This is a genomic window from Synechococcus sp. BA-120 BA3, from assembly GCF_034931285.1.
Lineage (GTDB): Bacteria > Cyanobacteriota > Cyanobacteriia > PCC-6307 > Cyanobiaceae > Cyanobium.
In genome coordinates this window covers 1-2741 of record NZ_JAYGHZ010000128.1, presented here as the reverse complement: position 1 = coordinate 2741, position 2741 = coordinate 1, and the positions used below count along the sequence as shown (strand labels likewise).

Genomic DNA, 2741 nt, shown 5'->3' with positions numbered 1-2741 from the left:
GGGCCCTCAGGGCCGGCTGGGGCGGCACCGCCGGCGGCCGCAGGCCCGCCAGCAGGGCCTTGAGGTAGAGCCCGCTGCCCCCCACCAGCAGGGCCACGCCGCGGCGGCGGTGCTCCGCCTCGATGGCGGCGGTGGCCAGGGCCGTGAATTCCTGCAGGGTGAGGGGCCGGTCGGGGTCGCTCAGGTCCAGCAGCTCGTGCCGTACCCGGGCCCGCTGTTCGGGGCTGGGCTTGGCCGTGCCCACGTCCATGTGGCGGTACATCTGGCGGGAGTCCACCGAGAGCACGGCCAGGTCGAGGGCTTCGGCCAGTTCGATCGCCAGGGCGGTCTTGCCGCTGGCCGTGGGTCCCAGCAGGGCGATCACCAGCGGCCGATCGGCTTCGGATGCGGCTCCGGAGGGGGGCGCCACGGGGCGGCCTGGGCGGGGGATCGGGCCATCCTGCCGGAGGCGGGATCGGAGGGCGGTTGCACCCCCGTCCCGAATCGGTGCTCAGAGGCGCCTCTGGGGCCCTGCGGGACGGCGGTGGTAGATTGACCTTTGCGCAGCGTCCTTCAAGCGTCGCTACGCCCCATCGCCGCCCCATCGCCCCTGGGATCCGCCGTCCTTGTCAGCCCCCTGGGGAGCCTTTTTTCTGAATGAGCGACGCCATCAAAGTCGAAGCGGCCTACGGCGCCGAACAGATTCAGGTGCTGGAAGGCCTGGAGCCGGTGCGCAAACGGCCCGGCATGTACATCGGCACCACCGGGCCCCGGGGACTCCACCATCTCGTCTATGAGGTCGTCGACAACTCGGTCGACGAGGCCCTGGCGGGCCACTGCGACGAGATCCTGGTGACCCTGCACGGGGATGGCTCCGCCAGCGTCACCGACAACGGCCGCGGCATCCCCACCGACATCCATCCCCGCACCGGCCGCAGCGCCCTGGAGACGGTGCTGACCGTCCTGCACGCCGGCGGCAAGTTCGGCAGCGGCGGTTACAAGGTGTCCGGTGGCCTGCACGGCGTCGGCATCTCGGTGGTCAACGCCCTCAGCGAGTGGGTGGAGGTGACCGTCCACCGCCAGGGCCAGGTCCACCGCCAGCGCTTCGAGCGGGGCCTGCCCATCGGCACCCTCGCCTCCGAGGACGCCCCCGACGCCCACACCGGCACGTCGGTGCGCTTCCGGCCCGACATCGAGATCTTCAGCGGCGGGATCGAGTTCGACTACCACACCCTCTCGGCCCGTCTGCGGGAGCTCGCCTACCTCAATGGCGGTGTCCGCATCGTCTTCCGCGACGAGCGCACCGCCGCCGCCGGCACAGGTGGTGAGGCCCACGAGGAGATCTACCACTACGAAGGCGGCATCAAGGAGTACGTCGCCTACATGAACGCGGAGAAGGATCCGCTCCATCCCGAGATCATCTACGTCAACGCCACCAAGGACGGCGTCCAGGTGGAGGCGGCGCTGCAGTGGTGCGTCGATGCCTATTCCGACAGCATCCTCGGGTTCGCCAACAACATCCGCACCGTCGACGGCGGCACCCACATCGAGGGCCTCAAGACGGTGCTCACCCGCACCCTCAACACCTTCGCCAAGAAGCGCGGCAAGCGCAAGGACGCCGACGCCAACCTGGCCGGTGAGAACATCCGCGAAGGCCTGACGGCCGTGCTGTCGGTGAAGGTGCCGGATCCTGAGTTCGAGGGCCAGACCAAGACCAAGCTGGGCAACACCGAAGTGCGCGGCATCGTCGACACGACGGTGGGTGAGGCGCTCGGCGAATACCTGGAATTCAACCCCCAGGTGATCGACCTGATCCTCGAGAAGGCGATCCAGGCTTTCAACGCCGCCGAGGCCGCCCGCCGCGCCCGGGAGCTGGTCCGGCGCAAGTCGGTGCTGGAGAGTTCCACCCTGCCCGGCAAGCTGGCCGACTGCAGCTCCCGCGATCCCAGCGAGTCGGAGATCTACATCGTGGAGGGGGACTCGGCCGGTGGCTCGGCCAAACAGGGCCGCGACCGCCGCTTCCAGGCCATCCTGCCCCTGCGCGGCAAGATCCTCAACATCGAGAAGACCGACGACGCCAAGATCTACAAGAACACCGAGATCCAGGCCCTGATCACGGCCCTGGGGCTGGGCATCAAGGGGGAGGACTTCGAGGAGAAGAATCTCCGCTATCACCGCATCGTCATCATGACCGACGCGGATGTCGACGGCGCCCACATCCGCACCCTGCTGCTCACCTTCTTCTACCGCTACCAGAAGGCGCTTGTGGAGGGCGGCTACATCTACATCGCCTGCCCGCCCCTCTACAAGGTGGAGCGCGGCAAGAATCACAACTACTGCTACAACGAAAACGAGCTCAAGAAGGTGCTGGAAGGCTTCGGTGAGAAAGCCAACTACAACATCCAGCGCTTCAAGGGCCTCGGCGAGATGATGCCCAAGCAGCTCTGGGAAACCACCATGGACCCGGAGACCCGGATGATGAAGCGGGTGGAAATCGAGGATGCCCTCGAGGCCGACCGCATCTTCACGATCCTGATGGGCGACAAGGTCGCCCCCCGCAGGGAGTTCATCGAGACCCACAGCGCCGAGCTGGATTTCGCCCAGCTCGATATCTGATGCGGCCGCGCCCTGCGATGCCCCTGCCGGCCTGGCGCTGGGCGGCCCTTCTGGGCTTTGCCCTGATGGCCCCCGCCGCCCTCCCCGCCGGCGGCGGCGAGCGACGATTGCCGGAGGTGCGGCGACGGGAGCGCCAGGCCGAGCCC

Annotated in this window: 2 protein-coding genes and 1 pseudogene; 2 read left to right on the top strand and 1 reads right to left on the bottom strand. The window is 68.3% G+C overall.

Translation table 11 applies throughout. The features are described 5' to 3' along the window. Positions 1 to 409: tRNA (adenosine(37)-N6)-dimethylallyltransferase (locus tag VB737_RS06345; protein WP_500312073.1), on the bottom strand; the 409-nt coding region annotated here is incomplete at its 3' end. 227 nt (positions 410 to 636) lie between these two features. Between VB737_RS06345 and gyrB the strand changes: the two genes are divergently transcribed. Further along, complete coding sequence (gene gyrB / locus VB737_RS06340) at positions 637 to 2595, top strand: DNA topoisomerase (ATP-hydrolyzing) subunit B (protein WP_500312071.1); 1959 nt, start codon at positions 637 to 639, stop codon at positions 2593 to 2595. Between the two features lie 17 nt (positions 2596 to 2612). Continuing rightward, a pseudogene (locus VB737_RS06335) lies at positions 2613 to 2741 on the top strand (SH3 domain-containing protein); the annotation flags it as partial.

Excerpts from the sequence above, each read along its gene's own strand:
- gyrB (WP_500312071.1), top strand. The coding sequence starts at position 637 with ATGAGCGACGCCATCAAAGTCGAAGCGGCCTACGGCGCCGAACAGATT.